Annotated in this window: 15 protein-coding genes and 1 tRNA gene; 10 read left to right on the top strand and 6 right to left on the bottom strand. The window is 44.8% G+C overall.

What is annotated here, in order from left to right; genetic code table 11:
* Window positions 1–29: 29 nt before the first annotated feature.
* From mutL to tgt, 6 genes are all read right to left on the bottom strand, one after another.
* Window positions 30–1,979, bottom strand: a complete 1,950-nt coding sequence (gene mutL / locus H150_RS0102510; RefSeq protein WP_019957472.1) for a DNA mismatch repair endonuclease MutL — start codon at window positions 1,977–1,979, stop codon at window positions 30–32.
* Window positions 1,976–2,629, bottom strand: coding sequence for a DedA family protein (locus H150_RS0102515; protein ID WP_019957473.1), 654 nt, complete (start codon window positions 2,627–2,629; stop codon window positions 1,976–1,978). The genes mutL and H150_RS0102515 overlap by 4 nt, the downstream gene beginning before the upstream one ends.
* A gap of 66 nt (window positions 2,630–2,695) precedes the next feature.
* Complete coding sequence (secF, locus tag H150_RS0102520; protein WP_019957474.1) at window positions 2,696–3,631, bottom strand: protein translocase subunit SecF; 936 nt, start codon at window positions 3,629–3,631, stop codon at window positions 2,696–2,698.
* A 3-nt stretch (window positions 3,632–3,634) separates the two neighbouring features.
* Entirely contained in the window at window positions 3,635–5,497 is a 1,863-nt protein-coding gene (secD, locus tag H150_RS0102525; protein ID WP_019957475.1) for a protein translocase subunit SecD, read from the bottom strand.
* 60 nt (window positions 5,498–5,557) lie between these two features.
* Entirely contained in the window at window positions 5,558–5,851 is a 294-nt protein-coding gene (gene yajC / locus H150_RS0102530) for a preprotein translocase subunit YajC (RefSeq protein ID WP_019957476.1), read from the bottom strand.
* 99 nt (window positions 5,852–5,950) lie between these two features.
* Window positions 5,951–7,063 (bottom strand): tRNA guanosine(34) transglycosylase Tgt, encoded by a 1,113-nt coding sequence (gene tgt / locus H150_RS0102535; protein ID WP_019957477.1) that lies wholly within the window; start codon window positions 7,061–7,063, stop codon window positions 5,951–5,953.
* 110 nt (window positions 7,064–7,173) lie between these two features.
* On the opposite strand from tgt, the gene H150_RS0102540 reads away from it, so the two are divergent.
* The 10 genes from H150_RS0102540 to H150_RS0102590 all read left to right on the top strand — a co-directional run.
* Window positions 7,174–7,250 (top strand) — tRNA-Val (locus tag H150_RS0102540).
* Window positions 7,251–7,348: 98 nt separating this feature from the next.
* On the top strand, window positions 7,349–9,259 hold the full coding sequence (thrS, locus tag H150_RS0102545) for a threonine--tRNA ligase (protein WP_019957478.1): 1,911 nt from the start codon (window positions 7,349–7,351) through the stop codon (window positions 9,257–9,259).
* A gap of 18 nt (window positions 9,260–9,277) precedes the next feature.
* Entirely contained in the window at window positions 9,278–9,802 is a 525-nt protein-coding gene (gene infC / locus H150_RS0102550; RefSeq protein WP_081619531.1) for a translation initiation factor IF-3, read from the top strand.
* Window positions 9,803–9,942: 140 nt separating this feature from the next.
* Window positions 9,943–10,140 (top strand): 50S ribosomal protein L35, encoded by a 198-nt coding sequence (gene rpmI / locus H150_RS0102555; RefSeq protein ID WP_019957480.1) that lies wholly within the window; start codon window positions 9,943–9,945, stop codon window positions 10,138–10,140.
* 12 nt (window positions 10,141–10,152) lie between these two features.
* Complete coding sequence (rplT, locus tag H150_RS0102560; protein WP_019957481.1) at window positions 10,153–10,509, top strand: 50S ribosomal protein L20; 357 nt, start codon at window positions 10,153–10,155, stop codon at window positions 10,507–10,509.
* A gap of 163 nt (window positions 10,510–10,672) precedes the next feature.
* Window positions 10,673–11,656 (top strand): phenylalanine--tRNA ligase subunit alpha, encoded by a 984-nt coding sequence (pheS, locus tag H150_RS0102565; RefSeq protein ID WP_026353409.1) that lies wholly within the window; start codon window positions 10,673–10,675, stop codon window positions 11,654–11,656.
* Window positions 11,657–11,669: 13 nt separating this feature from the next.
* A complete protein-coding gene (gene pheT / locus H150_RS0102570; RefSeq protein ID WP_019957483.1) occupies window positions 11,670–14,033 on the top strand; it encodes a phenylalanine--tRNA ligase subunit beta in 2,364 nt (787 codons plus the stop codon).
* Window positions 14,034–14,104: 71 nt separating this feature from the next.
* Window positions 14,105–14,407, top strand: coding sequence for an integration host factor subunit alpha (locus tag H150_RS0102575; RefSeq protein WP_019957484.1), 303 nt, complete (start codon window positions 14,105–14,107; stop codon window positions 14,405–14,407).
* Window positions 14,391–14,735 carry a hypothetical protein gene (locus tag H150_RS0102580; RefSeq protein WP_019957485.1) on the top strand — a complete coding sequence of 115 codons (345 nt, stop codon included), beginning with the start codon at window positions 14,391–14,393 and terminating at the stop codon, window positions 14,733–14,735. The genes H150_RS0102575 and H150_RS0102580 overlap by 17 nt, the downstream gene beginning before the upstream one ends.
* A gap of 459 nt (window positions 14,736–15,194) precedes the next feature.
* A partial coding sequence (locus H150_RS0102590; RefSeq protein WP_155970378.1) for an ESPR-type extended signal peptide-containing protein occupies window positions 15,195–20,104 on the top strand: 4,910 nt, incomplete at its 3' end.

The following is a 20,104-nucleotide window of genomic DNA, read 5'->3' on the forward strand; positions in this document are numbered from 1 at the left end:
GGACGCTTGATTGGGTCAATCAGGATGATTCATTGACCACGCAAAAACAAAGCATCCAAATCGTTAAGTTTGAGTTTGACCCAAGTTGGTCTGCCATGATTGCATTGGTTGGCGCGAGGGGTTTGTTCCATGTCACGCAGCAATGCGTTCATTTCAGGTAAAGTCAAACTGCGTCCTGCTCGCACCGAGCCATGACACGCCATCGTGGCTAAGATATGGTTTTGGCTGGCTTGTAAGGTGTCGCTGCTGCCTACTTGTGCCAATTCTGCCAACACATTACGACTGAGTTTTTCGACATCACTTTTGGCCAGTAATGCAGGCACGGATTCAATGGCAATCGTGTGTTCAGCAACGGCTTTCAAGCTCAATCCCCATTGTTGTAAGGCGTTCTGAAAACCGTTTAATGTGGCCATTTCCAACGCGCTTGCGCGAAAGTCTTGCGCAATCAGCAACGCTTGTGTGGCGACATTGCCGCTTTCATGTTGGCTTTTTAGTTTTTCGTAAGTCACCCGTTCATGCGCGGCATGCATGTCTACCAAAATCAAACCATCGGCCGTTTGCGCCAAAATATAAATGCCCAACAATTGCGCCAAAGCATAACCTAATGGATTTTCCACCTCATCGTCGACTGCCAAATCCATATTCAAATCGTGTGAATGGTTGGTATGGGTTGAGGTTGATGCGCTGGTATGCGCTTGAGTGGCGGCAGCTGGGTGCAAAGGCTTGTCGTACAAGGTGGCATACGTTTGTAAAGCCTGTCTGCTTTCATGCGCGCTCAATGGTTTGGAAGAGGTGTTGCTAGCGTATTGAAACGGCGTTTGTGAACGAGTGGGGTGATGGTCTTGGCTGTTGTATGCTGGTGATGTGTGGCGTTCGAAAGCCGACGTATCACGCCATGGCAAGCTGTTTTGAGTGGGCGCAGCAGCAGTTTTTTGGACTTGTTGTTGTAAAACTTCACCAGCATTGCTGACTGAATCTGTGTGGCGTGCATCGGTTTTGGACAGTGCTTGGTGTAAAGCATGAAACACCAAACGATGTACCGATTGGCTGTCACGAAAACGCACTTCGGATTTGGTTGGATGCACATTGACATCCACCTCATGCGCAGGCACGTTGACGTTTAACACAAAAGCAGGCGTCAAAGCCACATGTAACACATCTTGATATACTTGTTTGACTGCATGCAAAACGATTTTATCGCGCACAAAACGCCCATTCACAAACACAAATTGCTTGTCGCTTTTGCCTTTGCTGTAAGTGGGTTTGCCGATAAAGCCTGATAAATGCATCAAGCCATTGTCGCCTTGTACGGGCAAACAAGCGTCCTGAAAATCGTTGCCAACGATAGCGCCTATGCGTTCAAGCAAGGTTTGTGCAGGCAATTGGTGTACGGTTTTTTGATTGTGTGAAATATAAAATGCGACATCAGGACGGCTCAAAGCAATGCGTTCGATGGCGGTCAAACAATGCGCCCATTCGGTTTGGTCGGATTTTAGAAATTTGCGTCGCGCAGGCGTGTTGAAATAAATGTCTGCCACTTCCACCGTGGTGCCTAGGCCGTGAGCGGCAGCCGTTGGGGCATGTAAGACGCCATCGATGGCGGTGACGCTCATGGCGTGCGGCGCATCCGCAGTTTTGCTGGTCAATGTTAAGCGGCTGATGGCGGCAATACTCGCCAAACCTTCGCCCCGAAAACCCATGCTCGAAACATTTTCCAAGTCTTGCAAAGAGCGAATCTTGCTGGTGGCGTGGCGGTGCAAAGCCAAAGCCAAATCTTCGTGAGCGATGCCATTGCCATTGTCAGTCAAACGAATGTGTTTGATGCCGCCTTGCTGCAAAGCAATGTCCACGCGCGTAGCACCAGCATCCAACGCATTTTCTAACAACTCTTTGAGCGCGTTTGCAGGACGCTCGACCACTTCGCCTGCGGCAATTTGGTTGATGAGGTGGTCGGGTAAGGTATGGATGCGTTGGTTCATGCGGTTTCTTTTTTGGCAGCCATTTTGTGACGGACAATTTCAATCACTGCAGGCAAAACAGACAACACAATAATGGCAATCAAAACCAAGCTTAAATTGTCTTTAACGATTTGCATATTGCCAAAGAAATAACCCAAATAAGAAAAACCCACTACCCACAACACCGCACCAATGACGTTGTACAAGAAAAATTGTCCATAATGCATGCGACCCATGCCAGCTACAAATGGTGCAAAAGTTCGCACAATCGGCATAAAGCGGGCAATGATGATGGTTTTGCCGCCATGTTTGGCGTAAAAATCTTGGGTTTTTTGTAAGTGAGATTGTTTGAATATCTTGGAATTGGGATTGGAAAACAGCTTTTCACCAAAATATTTGCCGATGGTGAAATTGACCGCATCGCCCAAAATCGCAGCAATAATCAGCAATAAAACCATCAAATGAATGTTCATGCCACCAATGGCCGCAATGCTGCCTGCGGCAAATAACAATGAATCACCTGGCAATAAAGGCATGACTACCAAGCCAGTTTCACAAAAAATAATCGCGAACAATATGGCGTAAATCCACACGCCATATTGTGCGCTCAGTTGGGTTAAGTGTTCATCAATGTGCAAAATGAAATCGATGATGAAATAGAAAAAATCCATAATATTGTATGTATTTCAAATGTAGAGGCGACCTGAAAGGTTTCAGGCCGCTTTGAGAGGCAGAAATTAAACCACAATTTCTTCTTTTTTCTTACGCTCTTTGACCAAGTTTTGACGGTTCAAACCAAATGCCATTAACAATGGGCTGGCCACCAAAACCGATGAATACACGCCAAACACAATACCGATGGTCAAAGCCATGGCAAAACCATGCAATGCCGTGCCACCGAAAATCAACATTGAAATCACCATCGCTTCGGTCGAGCCGTGGGTGATGATGGTACGGCTCATCGTGGCAGTGATGGCGTTGTCGATAACTTCAGGGATGGTTTTGTCACGCATTTGTGGTTTGCGGAAGTTCTCACGAATACGGTCAAATACCACCACCGATTCGTTCACCGAATAACCCAAAACCGCTAAAATGCCCGCCAAAACCGTCAATGAGAATTCCCATTGGAAGAGGGCAAAACAGCCCAAAATGATGATGACGTCGTGCATATTGGCAATGATGGCAGATACCGCAAAACGCCATTCAAAGCGCACCGACAAATAAATAATAATGCCGATACACACCATCGCCAAAGCCGATAAGCCATGGCTTACCAACTCTTCACCCACTTGTGGACCAATAAAATCGTTTTGCAATAATTGCACGTTCGGGTCTTGCTTTTTGAGCAATTCCATCACTTGATTGGACAAATTGGCATTGGCTTCTGAGCCTTTGTTAGGCAAGCGTATCATGATGTCACGCGTGGTGCCTAAGGCTTGAACTTGTACTTCACCTATGTTCAAAGTGTGCAAATCGTCACGGATTTTATTGACGTCTGCACCTTGGCTGTATTGCACTTGCATCACCGTGCCGCCTGTAAACTCTACTGAGAAATTCAGACCTTTGGTAAACAAGAAAAACATTGCCAAGATGAAAGTGATCAATGAAATGGCTGTGGTCAATTTGCCATAGCGCATGAACGGAATGTCACGTTTGATTTTGAACAATTCCATGGTTTACTCCTTTTCTACCGCAGGGCGTGTGTCTGTTTCAGGACGCCATACTTGACCAATGGAAATGGATTTCAAACGGGCTTGGCGACCGTACCACAAATTCACCAACGCACGTGAGCACACTACCGATGAGAACATCGAAGTCAAAATACCCAAACAATGCACCACCGCAAAACCACGAACAGGACCTGAACCAAAGATGAGCAATGCCACACCTGCAATCAACGAAGTCAAGTTAGAGTCCACAATCGTCGCCCAAGCATGTTCATAACCTTTGCTGATGGCAATATGAGGATGGAGCCCTGCGCGCAACTCTTCTCGAATGCGTTCATTGACCAACACGTTAGAGTCAATGGCCATACCCAAAGTCAATGCAATGGCAGCAATACCTGGTAAGGTTAAGGTCGCTTGTAAGATGGACAGCAAAGCAATTAAGAACAATAAGTTGAAGGTCAACGCAATCACAGAGAATACACCAAACACACGGTAGTAAATCACCATGAATACGGCCACAGCTATAAAGCCCCATAAGGTTGAATGGAAACCTTTGGTAATGTTGTCTGCACCCAAGCTAGGGCCAATGGTACGTTCTTCAATGATGTGCATCGGTGCTGCCAAAGAACCCGCGCGCAATAATAAGGCTGTATCGTTGGCTTCCGCCGCTGTCATGCTGCCTGAAATTTGTACACGACCACCGGTAATCGGTTCGTTGATGGTCGGTGCAGTCACCACTTCGGCATTGCCTTGGTCGATTAAGACCATCGCCATGCGCTTGTTGCGGTTGGCGCGAGTCAAATCTGCAAAAATGTCTGAACCAGAACTGTCCAAAACCAAATTCACAGATGCTTGGTTGTTTTCAGTAAAACCAGGTTGAGCGTCCTGAATGTTGTCACCAGTCAATTCCACTTGTTTGCTGACCAAAGTTGAACCTTGACCGCCTGCATTTGGCAACAATTCATAACCATCAGGTGCAGTACCTAACATCGCTTGTTGTACCAAAGCGGGATCATCCGACACCATGCGCACTTCCAACGTTGCCGTACGACCCAAAATGTCTTTGGCTTTGGCTGTGTCTTGTACGCCTGGCAATTGCACCACAATGCGGTTGCTACCTGCTTGTTGAATCACAGGTTCCGCTACGCCCAATTCATTGACACGATTGTGCAAGGTGTTCATGTTTTGTGACACAGCAGCCGAGCTGATTTGCAATAGTTGTGCTTCGGTTAACGATGCTTGTAATTGATTGCCTTCAAGCAATTGCAACGTGGCTTCTTGACCCAATTGGCGGCTCATGCTGCGGAACATTTCTTGCGCAGCAGCAGCGTCCTGAAACGGAATGATGACGCTGTTATCGGTGAGTTTGACTTCGCCCATCATTAATTTTTGTTTGGCTGCTTCACGACGGATATCGCCTGTGATGCGGTCTAAGGTTTTTTGCTGCGCTGCTTTCATGTCCACTTCTAAAGTGAAATGCACGCCACCACGTAAATCCAAACCTAAGAACATCGGGCGAGCGTTGATGTTGCTCATCCAAGTCGGTGTGTTGGGAATCAAGTTTAAAGCAATGATGTAGCCATCGCCCAAAGCTTGGTCTATCACATCACGCGCTTTGATTTGTTCTTCAGTAGACGCAAAACGGAATTTCAAACTGCCATCATCAAAAAAATCACCTTCGGTTTTGATGTTTGCTTGAGTCAGCGCAGTATTGATTTTTTGTGCCAATACATCGTCAATGACAATGGCTTGGCGGTTGGTAGAAACCTGTACAGCAGGGGTTTCACCATAGAAATTGGGTATGGTGTAAATACAACTGATGACGACCAATACGGCAATCAACAGGTATTTCCATAAAGGATAGCGATTCATGCCTTAAGCCTTTGAAGCACAATAAACCGCTCTTCAGAGCGGTTTATTGGAGAGAAATGATTAGTCTTTTTTGTCTTCGACGGCTGCGCCAGTGGCATCCAAACGAGCAGTAATGGCTTGACGTTCAAATTCCACATTCACATTAGGAGCAATTTCAACAGTGAAAAAACGGTCACTCACTTTGGTGATTTTGCCAACCATACCTGAGCCAGTCACGACTTTGTCGCCTTTTTTCAACTCAGTTAACATTTGTTGATGGGCTTTGAATTTCTTTTGTTGCGGACGCATGATCAAGAAATAAAACACACCCAAAACCAAAATCATTGGCAAAAACGACAGTACTTGTTCGTTCATTGTCTTCCTTAATGTATTAAAAATTGAATTAACAGTCAGCGGCTATTGTAATGACTCTTGCTTAAAAGTCAAAAACGCCACTTGTTTTTTACGTAGACTTTACACGCCGCGCGCACGCTCTGCTGCAAATTGCACACGGAAAGCTGCAAATTGACCTGCATCAATGGCGTCGCGTACGTCTTGCATCAATTGTTGGTAGTAGTGCAAATTGTGAATGGTGTTCAATTGTGCACCTAAAATTTCGCCAACACGATGCAAATGGTGTAAATAACCACGGCTGAAATTGCGACATGTGTAACAGGTGCAAGTTTCATCAATGGGACGTTTGTCTAATTTATGGACAGCATTTTTGATTTTCAAGTCACCAAAGCGGGTAAATAACCAACCATTACGCGCATTGCGTGTTGGCATCACACAGTCAAACATGTCCACACCATTGGCAACGCCTTCAATCAAATCTTCAGGTGTGCCCACGCCCATCAAATAATGTGGCTTGTTAGCAGGCAATTGCGGACCGATGTGTTGCAAAATGCGATACATGTCTTCTTTGGCTTCGCCCACTGACAAACCGCCAATGGCCACACCATCAAAATCCAGTTCATTCAAACCTGCCAAAGATTCATCACGCAAATCTTCATACATCGCGCCCTGAACAATGCCAAACAATGCATTAGGATTGTTCAAGCGGTCAAATTCATTTTTAGAGCGTTCCGCCCAACGTAAACTCATTTGCAAAGATTTTTGTGCCGCTTGAGCGCTGGCATCACCAGGAGTACATTCATCCAATTGCATCACAATATCAGAATTCAGGACGGTTTGAATTTGCATCGAGATTTCAGGAGACAAAAACAATTTGTCGCCATTGATTGGATTTTTGAAAGTACAGCCTTCTTCGGTGAGTTTGCGCATGTCAGACAAGCTGAATACTTGGAAGCCGCCTGAATCGGTCAAAATAGGCTTTTGCCAGCCCATAAAATCATGCAAGCCACCAAACTCACGAATCACATCCAAACCAGGACGCAACCACAAATGATAAGTATTGCCCAAAATGATTTGGGCATTGATGTCGTCTAAGTCTTTTGGCGTCATGGCTTTGACAGTGCCGTAAGTGCCAACAGGTTGGAAAACGGGCGTTTCGACCGTACCATGGTTCAAAGTGATGCGACCACGGCGGGCCAAACCATCTTGTTTTAACAGTTCAAATTTCAACATAGAATTGGTAGAGCAAATAAAAAAGCCATTATAAGCCAATCACGCCTGTATTGTATTGCCAATTAAATCGAATCTCGCTACAATAATCGCCTATTTTAAAAGTTAAGCATAGGCATGTAGCTCAGTTGGTTAGAGCATCACCTTGACATGGTGGGGGTCGTTGGTTCGAATCCAATCATGCCTACCAAAAATACCCATAGCGAACCTGAAGTTCGCTGTTTTTTTTGCAAGTAGTGGTAAAAACAACAGCGCATCAAGTTGGTGTTCAAACACGGAGTGTGAACCATGCCTCAAATTACTTTACCGGACGGCTCAGTTCGGTCATTCGATCATCCTGTCAGTGTCATGGAAGTGGCGCAATCTATTGGCGCTGGCTTGGCCAAAGCGACGATTGCAGGCAAAGTCAATGGTCAATTAGTAGACGCTTCAGACATCATTGCAGATGATGCCAAATTGAACATCATCACTGCCAAAGACAAAGAAGGCGTGGAAATCATCCGCCATTCTTGTGCGCATTTGATGGGTCACGCGGTGAAACAGTTGTACCCTGATGTGAAAATGGTTATCGGCCCTGTGATTGAAGATGGTTTTTACTACGATATTTACAGTGAGACGCCGTTTACACCTGAACACATGCAAGCGATTGAAGCACGCATGCAAAAATTGATTGATCAAGACTATGATGTCATCAAGAAGATGACACCGCGTGATGAAGTCATCAAAGTGTTTGCTGAGCGTGGCGAAACGTATAAATTGCGTTTGATTGACGACATGCCAAATGAAACGCATATGGGTTTGTATTACCATCAAGAATATGTCGACATGTGTCGTGGTCCTCACGTACCAAATACCCGTTTCTTAAAAGCGTTTAAATTGACCAAAATGTCGGGTGCTTACTGGCGTGGTGATGCTAAAAATGAGCAATTACAACGTGTTTACGGTACTGCGTGGGCAGACAAAAAACAATTAAAAGAATACATTCAACGCATTGAAGAAGCAGAAAAGCGTGATCACCGTAAATTGGGTCGCCAATTGGACTTGTTCCACATGCAAGACGAAGCGCCTGGTATGGCATTTTGGCATCCTAAAGGTTGGTCTTTGTGGCAAACCATTGAACAACACATGCGCAAAGAGTTGACTGCGGCAGGTTATAAAGAAATCCGTACGCCAACCATTATGGATAAAGTGTTGTGGGAAAAATCAGGTCACTGGGCGAACTATAAAGACAATATGTTCATCACAGAATCTGAAAAACGCGATTATGCTGTGAAACCGATGAATTGCCCAGGTCACGTACAAGTGTTCAACCAAGGCTTGCGTTCGTATCGTGATTTGCCATTGCGCTTGGCTGAGTTTGGCTCATGTCATCGCAATGAACCTTCTGGTGCTTTACATGGTTTGATGCGCGTGCGTGGATTTGTGCAAGACGATGCGCATATTTTCTGTACCGAAGACCAAATTGACAGCGAAGCGCAAGCTTTTAACCGTTTGGTGATGAAAGTTTATAAACAATTTGATTTTACCGATATCGATATCAAATTGTCATTGCGTCCTGAAAAACGTGCTGGCTCAGATGAGATTTGGGATAAAGCCGAAGAAGGTTTGCGCAATGCTTTGCGTGCTTGTGGTGTGCAGTGGGAAGAATTGCCGGGTGAGGGTGCATTCTACGGTCCTAAGGTTGAATACCATATTAAAGATGCTTTGGGTCGCTCATGGCAGTGTGGTACTATTCAGCTTGACTTTGTGTTGCCTGAACGATTGGATGCTGAGTATGTGACCGAAGACAATGGCCGTGCCCGTCCTGTGATGTTGCACCGTGCTATTTTGGGTTCTTTGGAGCGCTTTATTGGCATTTTGATTGAGCACCATGCAGGTGCATTCCCATTGTGGTTGGCGCCAGTGCAATTGGTGGTGATGAACATCACTTCAGACCAAGCTGAGTATTGCAGCAATATTGCAACACAATTTACCGAAGCCGGTTTCCGCGTTGAAACCGACTTGCGCAATGAAAAAATCGGTTACAAAATCCGTGAACACAGTGCGCAGCGTGTCCCTTATCAATTGGTGATTGGGGAAAAAGAAAAACAAGCGGGCAAAGTGGCCATTCGCCGTCGTGGTGAAGATTTAGGTCAAATGACTGTGGCAGAGTTTATTGCTTATATGCAGCAAGAAATCGCTACGACTTTCGCTCATTGATGATAGAACTGAAGGAGTATTACCATCGCTCAAGAACGCGAAGCACGTATAAACGGTGAAATCACTGTTAGAGAAGTGCGTTTAATCAGCAATACCGGTGAACAACTGGGTGTCGTTTCAACTCGTCAAGCCATGGCTTTGGCTGAAGAGCAAGATGTGGATTTGGTAGAAATTTCTCCCAACGCCACGCCACCTGTGTGCAAATTGATGGATTTTGGTAAGTTTAAATACGAACAAGCCAAAAAACGTGATGAAGCCAAAAAGAAACAAAAACAAGTGCAAATTAAGGAAATCAAATTCCGTCCAGGCACTGATGATGGCGATTACAACATCAAAATGCGCAATATCGTGCGATTCTTGGCCGATGGTGACAAAGTGAAAATCACTTTGCGTTTCCGTGGTCGTGAGATGGCTCACCAACAATTGGGTGCCCAATTGTTAAAACGTGTTCAGGAAGACTTGGTCGAAGTGGGTGCGGTAGAGCAATTTCCGAAAATGGAAGGCCGTCAAATGGTAATGATGGTTGCCCCAAAGAAAAAATAAAGCTATAATTTATGGCTGCCAAGTTGAGGCTGACCGACTTGGCAGTTTTATTGTTTAAGTTAGCATAAAAACCGTGGTGCTGGGCTTTAAAGGGCTTGTTTCAGGCCGCCCAATGCCTAATTAAATAACTGGAGTATTCCATGCCAAAAATGAAAAGCAAGTCGAGCGCGAAAAAACGCTTCATCGTGCAAGGCAGTGGTGGTATCAAACGCGCTAAAGCGTTCAAAAGCCATATCTTGACCAAGAAATCCACTAAAGTTAAACGTAACTTACGTGGTACCACTCAAGTTCATGACAGCGATACTTTGGCTGTCAAAAAAATGTTGCCTTACGCTTAATTGGAGTAGATTATGCCTCGCGTAAAACGCGGTGTTACCGCACGTGCTCGTCACAAAAAAGTCTTAGCCTTAGCCAAAGGTTACCGTGGTCGTCGTAAGAACGTCTACCGTGTAGCCAAACAAGCGGTGATGAAAGCCGGTCAATATGCATACCGTGACCGTCGTCAACGCAAACGCCAATTCCGTCAATTGTGGATTGTGCGTATTAACGCTGCAGCTCGTGAAAATGGTTTGTCTTACAGCAAATTCATGAACGGCTTGAAAAAAGCGTCAATCAACATTGACCGTAAAGTATTGGCTGACTTGGCCGTGTTCGACAAACCAGCATTTGCTAAATTGGTTGAACAAGCTAAAGCCCAACTTGCTTAATACAGGTTCATAAAAAGGGAGGCCTAGCCTCCCTTTTTTATCGATAGTTTGCCTATTGGTTTGTTCACATACAATCAATCAGCAAACTATTGTTTTTTTTAGGCGTCCTGTAAAGCTGTCACAAGATGCCACCTTCTTTATTTCGCAAGGTTATATTATGGACATGAAAGAAGTCACCGCGCTTGTGGATGGCGGTATTGCGCAAGTGGCGCAAATTGCCGATTTGCAAGCTTGGGAAGTGGTCAAAGCTGAATATTTGGGTAAGACTGGTAAAATCACTTCGTTGATGAAAGGTTTGGGCGCATTGTCTATCGAAGAGAAAAAAACCTTCGGTGCGGCCATTAATATTGAAAAACAACGTTTTCAGGACGCTATCAATCAAAAACGTGATGATTTGAATGCGGCTAAGTTAGAGGCACAATTGCAAGCGGAGAGCTTGGATGTGACTTTGCCTGGACGTGGTCAAGCGATGGGTGGTATGCATCCTGTCACCAATACTTTAGAACGTGTGGTGACTTTATTCGCTGGCATGGGTTTTGAAGTGGCAGATGGTCCTGAGATTGAAGAAGACTTCTACAATTTCCAAGCTTTGAATATTCCAGAAAATCATCCAGCGCGTGCGATGGCAGATACGTTTTATGTGGAGAATGGCGATGTGTTGCGTACGCATACTTCTCCTATTCAAGTACGCTATATGTTGGACAAGAAAAATCCACCGATTCGCATCATTGCGCCTGGTCGTGTTTACCGTGTCGATTCCGATGCCACCCATTCACCGATGTTCCACCAAGCTGAAGGCTTGTGGGTAGAAGAAGGTGTGACGATGGCAGATTTGAAAGCGGTCTTTACTGAGTTTATTCGCAATTTCTTTGAACGTGACGACATGCAAGTGCGTTTCCGTCCTTCATTCTTCCCATTTACCGAACCATCTGCTGAAATTGATATTTTGGGCGAGCGTGGTTGGTTGGAAGTAGGCGGTTGTGGCATGGTGCATCCGAACGTGTTGCGTAACGTGGGCATTGATCCTGAAAAATACACAGGTTTTGCGTTTGGTATTGGCCTCGATCGCTTTGCGATGTTGCGTTACGGCGTGAATGACTTGCGCTTGTTCTTCGACAACGACTTGAATTTCTTGAATCAATTCTAATTGGGAATCCATCATGCAATTTTCATATGACTGGTTAAAAAAATGGGTTTCACCCAATAAAACCGCGGACGAATTGGCACATTTGTTGACCATGTCGGGTTTGGAAGTGGAAGAAGTTGAAAAAGCAGCACCTGAGTTTACAGGTGTGGTGATTGCTGAAATCAAACACATTGAAAAACACCCTGATGCAGACCGTTTGAATATCACGCAAGTGGATGCTGGTACAGGCCAATTGGTGCAAATCGTCTGTGGCGCACCGAATGTAAAAGTTGGTATTAAAGTGCCTTGCTCGTTGCCAGGGGCTGTGTTGCCAGGCAATTTCAAAATCAAACCGACCAAAATGCGTGGTCAGGTTTCCAATGGCATGTTGTGTTCAGGCAAAGAATTAGGCATTCCTGATGATGTGGATGGCTTGTTGGTGTTGCCGGAAGACGCACCTGTTGGGACTGATATTCGTGAATACTTGGCTTTGAACGATGATTTGTTGACGTTGAAAATCACACCGAATCGTGCCGATTGTTTGGGTATTAAAGGCATTGCACGTGAAGTAGTGGCTTTAACGCAGTGTGAGCACCACAGTTTCAGTATTCCAGCCATGCCTGTGGCATCGACACGAACACAAGCGGTGCGCATTGATGCGCCTGCGGATTGCGGTCGTTTTATTGCGCGTGTAATTGAAGGCGTGGATGCTCAAGCAGTGACACCTGCTTGGATGGTGCAGCGCTTGAACCGTTCAGGCATTCGTTCGATTTCAGCATTGGTAGACATTGGTAACTATGTGATGCTTGAATTAGGTCAACCGATGCACATTTTCGATGCCGATAAAGTGACAGGTTCTATCATTGTGCGCCGTGCCAATGAAGGCGAAACTTTGTTGTGCTTGAATGACAAAGAAGTGACTTTGGCTGCCGATACTTTGGTGGTGGCAGACGAAGCGGGCGCGTTGAGTATGGCTGGTTTGATGGGCGGTGCTGCGAGTGCCGTATCGGATGAAACAGCCAATGTGGTTTTGGAGTCGGCTTGGTTCCAGCCTGATACGATTGCTGGCAAATCACGCCAATACGGTTTCGGTTCTGATTCTTCGTTCCGTTATGAGCGCGGTGTTGATTACCAATTGCAACAAGAGGCGATTGAACGTGCTTCATTCTTGGTGCAAAGCATTTGTGGTGGCAAAATTGGCGCATTGACTGAGGCTGTAGGGGATTTGCCAGCGGCAAACAAAGTTACTGTGCGTTTGGCGCGCATCAATCAAGTTTTGGGTATTGAAGTGCCTGAGACCGAAGTGGTGACGATTTTAAACCATTTGGGTTTGGAGCCTGTGGCGGTTGCAGGTGGCTTTGAAGTGACGGCACCAAGTTTCCGTTTTGACATTGAGCAAGAAGTAGACATCATCGAAGAAGTCGGCCGTGTGTATGGCTATGACAAAATTCCTGATGATTACACTTCAGGCCGCTTGTCTATGCTTAAGCGTCCTGAAAGTCGTCGTCCACGTTTTGCTGCTTACCATGCCTTTGCTGCACGTGGCTATCGTGAGATTGTCAGCTATGCGTTTGTAGACGAAGCTTGGGAAAAAGATTTTGCCAATAATGACAATCCGATTCGTTTGCAAAATCCATTGGCCAGTCACATGAGCGTGATGCGTTCGACTTTGATTGGCGGTTTGATCAAAACCTTGCAACACAATCTGAGTTACAAGCAAAATCGCGTGCGTTTGTTTGAAGTGGCGCGTGTGTTCAGTAAAGATGAACAAGGTGGTTTTGTACAAATTGAAAAAGTAGGCGGTTTGGCTTATGGCTTGGCTGTGCCTGAACAATGGGGCGAAGCGGCGCGCATTGTGGACTTTTTTGATGTAAAAGGCGATTTAGAACAGTTGCTCCACCCAAGTTTACCGTTACAATATCAATCTGTTACGCATCCTGCTTTTCATCCGGGTCGTTGTGCGGCTATTTTGTTGGATGGCCAACAAGTGGGTGTCTTGGGTCAGTTGCATCCGAAATGGGTACAACAATATGATTTGCCACAAGCGCCGATATTGTTTCAATTGGATTTGAGCGTGGTATTGCAAAGCCAAGCAGTTGCGTACAAAACAGTATCGAAATTGCCACCTGTGCGTCGTGATTTGGCGTTTTTGGTAGCAGACAGCATCAAAGCTGGTGATTTATTACAAGCATTGCGTCAGAGCGCCAACAGCTTGGTGCGTGATGTGCAATTGTTTGATGTATACAGCGGTACAGGCATTGAACCAGGCTTTAAGAGTATGGCAGTGAAAATCATTTTACAGGACGCTGAAAATACTTTGACCGATGTGGTGGTTGAAGAAGCGGTTCAACAATTGATTCAAGCAGCCCAAGCATTAGGTGTGTCTTTGCGCGCATAATGTTTTAGAAGTGAATAACACGTTTTTAGCTGATTAACAGCACACATTTAGAGTATAAAGGTAGTTGGAATATGACATTAACGAAAGCCGAATTGGCAGATATTTTGGTCGACAAAGTCGCTGGAATGAATAAAAATGATGCCAAAGAAATTGTAGAATTGTTTTTTGAGGAAATTCGTCAGGCTTTGGAAAGTGGCGAAGAAGTCAAAATCTCTGGTTTTGGCAACTTCCAATTACGTGACAAACCGCAGCGCCCAGGTCGCAACCCTAAAACCGGTGAAGAAGTACCGATTAGCGCGCGTCGCGTTGTCACTTTCCACGCAAGCCAAAAATTAAAAGGCATGGTGGAACATCATTATGATAAGCAAAGATAATTGGTCGATTCCGGCACAGCGTTATTTTACGTTAGATCAGTTGTGTCAATTGGTTGGTATCAGTCAAAAGCAGTTTGAAGCGTGGCAGCGTGATTATGGTTACGTTGGTTATGGTGGTCGACACTATACCCGTTTGGATGTGTTAAAAGTGATGCAGCTCAAACACACATTTGCCCCTTATGTGGATGCGTTCACGCACAATTTTGTGGATGAGGCGGGAAACCCTGCTGTTGATGCCATAGAAGTGCAGCAACAATTACAGCAATTGTTGCACAGCATAGACCATGTTTTGACGGTTTCTAATTTGGTTGAACAACAAACTTCGTAATATTCAGTTGTGTTTTAAAAAAAGCAGCGTCCTGTAAAGGCGCTGCTTTTTTGTATTCATTCATGCCCAATATGGGCATCAAATCAGTCATTTTTGATGGTTCTTCGAGTTCATTTATTGCCAATGGACAGTCTCTTTTTTCGTGTCAGCATTTTTTCAATCATAAAAATTTAAAAACCATCTTGATTTAACGCAAAAAAAGTAAGCCTTTGTAAGCCTTTTTTAATGAAAAAAAGGAACCAATTGCAAAAAAAATGGTTTATTGAAGCGACGTAATCCATTGATACAGTTTTGTTTCTTTGAATCTTGTTCTAAAAGACGATACGCCTTTTGGAACAAAACTTATTTTTTGAGTCATATACAAAGCCATAAAAAATTTACATTTTTTATATGAACGTAAATCTGATATTGCACCAAAAATGGGTTTGATGACCCGTCTTGATAGAGAAGGAATGTACCATGAACAAGGCATATAAAGTTGTCTACAACGAAACAACGGGAACCTATGTGGCGGTCGCGGAGATTGAATCCTCCCGAGGAAAGTCCACTAAGTCACAAACATCCGTGACCACGCGAGAGTCGGCATTAAATTCATTCCAATGGCAACCATTAAGTAAAATCAGTACTTTGCTGATTCCGATATTAGGGGGATTAGGCAGCTTGATGGTGTCTAATCAGGCATCGGCAATTATTTTAGAAGGAGATATTGCGTGTGCGAATGGTAATACGCAAACCATTGTTGGTCCTGATGGTGTGACTGTTTACAGCTCCAGCCCTGGCAATCCAATAGATGGCTATCTTTCACCTGCATCTACATGGTCGACCGTTGCAGGTTGTGGTGCTGATGGTGGGGAAGGTACAACTACTTATGCAAGTACTTTATATGGTGCTTTTACTAAAGCCACAGGTAATTTTGCAGTAGCGATGGGTTTTGATGCGCGATCAGCAGGTTCAGCAGTGGCTATTGGCACACAAGCACGTGCGAGCAGCCAAGGTTCTGTTGCAATTGGTACGAGTGCCAAGGCTCAGAATGTCAATGCAGTAGCTGTAGGTACCAATACTATTGCGGGTAACCAAAATGATGTGGTGATTGGTAACAACATTACCAGTACATCCACTCTTTTAACTTCTAGCGCCGAAGCTACAAGTAAAGAGTTTGGCACTATTGCTATTGGTAATGAAGTCGATGTTGGTGGCACCCGCATGGTGGTGATTGGCAATGAGTCAGGTATGACTGTTGGCAGTGGCACTGATTCCCATGACAGTATCGCCATCGGTACTCAAACACGGCTTAATGGTCAAAGGGTGATTGCCATTGGTACAGGTGTGAATAATATTGGTATCAACAGTATTGCAATGGGTAGCTATTCTAATGTGGATTTCGCTTCTCAAGGAGGAACCGCAGTGGGTCGTGAGACCAAATTGCAAAATTCTTTTTTAGGAACTGCCATTGGTAATCAAACTCATGTTGTAGGGAGTGATGGTGGTACGGCTGTGGGTGACCGCCATAAAGTAACGAACAGTGGTTATGCAGCTGCATTTGGTAGCCGTGCTGAAGTGACGGACTCGGCAAATGCTATTGCAATAGGTGCTGCTACTAAAGTAACCGGGGCTTCAAATGGTATTGCTATTGGTCGAGATTCAGCGACCAGTGCTGAGAATGGATTGGCATTGGGTACTGCATCTTCTACAAGTGGGTCGGCCAGTATTGCGATAGGCTCTAACTCCAAAAATCCAGCTGCCAATTCGATTGCATTAGGACATAAGGCATCTATTGTAAATGCTCAGAATGTAGGTGCTATTGTCATTGGTGACAATGCCAGATCAGAATATTATGGTGCTGCGGAACAATTTGTTATTGCCATAGGTGCAAATAGCAACAGCTATGCTTACAGTGTCGCATTAGGTAAGGAAGCTTCAGCTGATCGCGGTGCTTATGATGCCGAAGGTGGTTCGATTGCGATTGGTTATCGTGCTAATACGACTGATGCTAGTCGAGCCAGTATTGCAATGGGTGTCAATTCACAGGTAACCAGTCAATATGGCGTGGCTATTGGTACACAAAGTAAAGCATCGGGCGCTAATGCAACTGCAATGGGCCACAATGCTTTGGCATCACGAGCTAATTCTATTGTGATAGGTACCAACGCAGTCAGCAATGGTGTGGCGGATAGTACGGTTGTCATTGGTGATGGCGCTAGCTCAGTTGGAGATGGTAGTCAGGGTATTATTATTGGTGCCAAGAGTTCTAACAACGATGCTGTGAATTCCATTACCATTGGTCATGATGCTTCAACTTATAAAGGTGATGCAGTTGTTAATATCGGTTATGGTGCCAATACTTCTGCAGGTTACTCTGTCACTATTGGTCCTAATGCGGCTTCTTTTGGTGCAATATCTGCTCAGCATCAAGTGACGATTGGTAGTGGTGCTAATACCAGTGCTGCAAATGCGATTGCTGTGGGCCACAGTGCTGCTTCTGCTGGTAGTAAGGCTGCGGCGTTTGGTTACCAATCTAATGCTTCTGCTTTGAGTGCCATGGCACTTGGCTCTCAATCTACTGCTTCTGGAATATATTCTGTTGCTGTTGGTGACAGCTCTAAAGCAATAGACAGATATGCTATTGCCATGGGTTACCAATCTAACGCATCAGGTCCAGACTCTATTGCCATTGGTGTTGGCAGTGCCGCATCTGGCAATCAATCCATTGCGGTTGGTTATAAAAACCAAGTCACAGGTAATAATTCTGGTGCTTTTGGTGACCCAAATGTAATCAGTGGTAACAATTCGTATGCTCTTGGTAATAATAATACGATATCAGGTAACTCAACTCATGTGCTGGGTAATAACAATACTGCCAAAGGAAGTAGCAGTTATATTATTGGTAATAACAGTTCAACCGAACTTTCTAATGATATTGCTATAGGTACAGAAGCGAAAACTGGAATTTCTACTCAGCCAACCGAAGGTTTTAGTGGCGCGCAAGTTGCAATTGGTTACAAAGCAACCACAGGCACAGATGGTCAGATTGCTTTGGGTACTATGACTAATGCCGGTGCTGTTAACCATACTATTGCAATTGGTACTAAAGCTACAACAACGGGTAATTCTAGTATTGCTGTGGGTCGTAATGCAGCATCAAGTGGACTCAACGCAGCGGCAGTTGGTGTGGGAGCTACGGCAGTAGGAAGTTCTTCTGCAGCATATGGTACCAATTCTAATTCAGAGGGCGGTAATTCAGTTGCTATTGGTTCTGCTGCACATTCAGCCTCTACCAATTCTATCGCGTTAGGCAATACTAGTGAGGTAACTGCTAACAATGCAATTGCCATAGGTAGTGGCGCAGTCGCAAGTGTAGCCAATAGTGTTGCATTGGGTAATGGTGCAACGACTTCTGCTGCGGTTGGTACTGCCTCAACAACATTGGGTAATACTACATTTAATGTGGCAGGTACTACTCCAACGGGTACAGTAAGTGTAGGTAAAGCAGGTTCTGAACGAACAGTCACCAACGTTGCTGCAGGCCGTGTAACTGCAACCAGCACCGATGCCATTAATGGCTCTCAATTATATGTGGTGGCTGCTTTTGCTGATCAAGGTTTGAATTTCACAGCCAACTCAGGTGGTACTGTGAACCGTGATTTGGGCCAAACTTTGAATATCGTAGGTTCTTTGAATAACAAAGCGTTAACAATTGAACCTACATCAGTGGCTGCAACGGCTGGTCAATATTCAGCTCGCAATACACAAACCGTTTCTGATCCAACTACAGGACGTATTCAAATCCAATTTGCAGATCGCCCAACACTTTCAGGTGTGGTATTAGATGGTAAAGATGGCCAAGATGCTGGAATACAGTTTGGTAAAGATGGTTTGTCTTTGAAGGGTGTTGGTGTTGATGGTAAAGATGGTATTACCATTGTTGGTGCGAATGGTAAAGATGGTATTACCTTTAATAAAGACGGTACCATTACCAATGTGGTTCAAAGCACAACTCCTGATGGTTTGGCAACTAACAAATCAGTAGATGATAAAGTGGCAGCCAATAAAGCATTGGGATTGAATTTCACTGGTAATACAGGTCCTACTTTACACCGTGATTTGGGTCAAACTTTAAGTATTATCGGTTCGGCTCAAACTTTGAATAAGAGCAGTGATGCGACCAAAGAAACGACTGCTGGCTCTTACTATGCTCGTAACTTGCAGACAGTCACAGTTGTCAATTCATTGACTGGTGACACAACGTTGCAAATGTTATTGGCTGATCGCCCGACATTCTCAGGTGTGGTTTTGGATGGTAAAGACGGTAAAGACGCTTCGATTCAATTTGGTAAAGATGGTTTGTCTTTGAAAGGTGTTGGTGTTGATGGTAAAGATGGTATTACCATTGTGGGTGCTAATGGTAAAGATGGTATCACCTTTAATAAAGATGGCACGATTACCAATGTCGTACAAAGTACAGGTCCTGATGGTTTGGTTACCAATAAACAATTGGACGATACCAAAGCACTTGGTCTGAATTTTACGGGCAATGCAGGTGGAACCGTTCATCGTAACTTGGGTGAAACCTTAAACATCATTGGTTCTGCTCAGGGTTTGAATAAGACTTTTGATACTGCCACTACAGGTTCTACGACTGGTGCATATTATAGTCGTAACTTGCAAACTGTGACCGATCCAATTACAGGCCGCGTTCAAGTTCAATTTGCAGACCGTCCAACTTTGTCAGGTGTGGTTTTGGATGGCAAAGATGGTAAGGATGCTTCGATTCAATTTGGTAAAGATGGTTTGTCTTTGAAGGGTGTGGGTGTTGATGGTAAAGATGGTATTACCATTGTGGGTGCCAATGGCAAAGATGGCATTACCTTTAATCAAGATGGCACGATTACCAATGTCGTACAAAGTACGGATCCTGACGGTTTGGTTACCAACAAACAATTGGACGACACCAAAGCACTTGGTCTGAATTTTACGGGCAATGCAGGTGGAACTGTTCATCGTAACTTGGGTGAAACCTTAAACATCATTGGTTCTGCTCAGAGTTTGAATAAGACTTTTGATACTGCTACTGCAGGTTCTACGACTGGCGAATACTACAGCCGTAACTTGCAAACTGTGACCGATCCAAATACAGGCCGCGTTCAAGTTCAATTTGCAGATCGTCCAACTTTGTCAGGTGTGGTTTTGGATGGCAAAGATGGTAAAGATGCATCCGTACAGTTTGGTAAAGATGGCTTGTCCATCACAGGTTTGGGCGTCAATGGCAAAGATGGCATTGGTATTCAAGGCATGACGGGTGCCAATGGTAAAGATGGTATTTCTTTCAATCCAGATGGCACGATTTCGAATGTGACCGATGGTAAAAATCC

Origin of the sequence: Vitreoscilla stercoraria DSM 513, assembly GCF_000382305.1 — a bacterium.
Classification (GTDB): Bacteria; Pseudomonadota; Gammaproteobacteria; order Burkholderiales; family Neisseriaceae; genus Vitreoscilla; species Vitreoscilla stercoraria.